Here is a 590-nt window from a genome sequence, read left to right as displayed (position 1 = left end):
GGGGCGGGGGTGCGGTGGCGGGTGAGGGTGAGCAGGCCGGCGAGGGCGAAGGCGGCCAGGGCCATGATGACCGCGCCGAACTCCGCCGACGTGCGCGCCAGACCGCCGGTGGTGACCAGGGCGCCGGCGATCACCGGCGCCGGCGATCACCGCGGGGACGCCGAGGGCGAGGTAGCACAGCACGTAGACGGTGGACAGCACGCCGGCGCGCTCGTGGGCCTCGGCCAGCGGCAGCAGGGTGCGCAGCCCGCCCTGGAACCCGGCGCCCAGACCGATCCCGGCGGTGGTGGTGCCGACGAAGAACGCCGCTGTCGAGTGGGTGGCGACGGCGAGCAGGGTGACGCCGACGCCGACGAGCAGGCCGACGGTGCCCAGGAACATCACCGAACGCGGCGCGGCGGCCCGCACGGCGATGATCGTCAGTGATGCGGTCGCGGCCAGGCAGAGCAGGGCCAGCCCGCCCAGGACGATCCAGTGCGAGCCGGCGACGAGGCGGGCCAGGCTCGGGCCGAGGGAGAAGTAGAACCCCCCCAGCGCCCAGGCGGCGACCATGCACGGGCCGGCGACGACCAGGGCGTGGGCGACGGGGG

General features: G+C 76.1%; 1 pseudogene. It reads right to left on the bottom strand.

Features of this window, described 5'->3' with window-relative positions:
- A pseudogene (locus NBZ83_RS32525) lies at positions 1 to 590 on the bottom strand (hypothetical protein); the annotation flags it as partial.

The sequence above is a fragment of the Frankia gtarii genome (assembly GCF_025403375.1).
Taxonomy (GTDB): domain Bacteria; phylum Actinomycetota; class Actinomycetes; order Frankiales; family Frankiaceae; genus Frankia; species Frankia gtarii.
The sequence above is the reverse complement of the archived record's forward strand: the minus strand, read 5'-3'. Positions and strand labels throughout refer to the sequence as shown.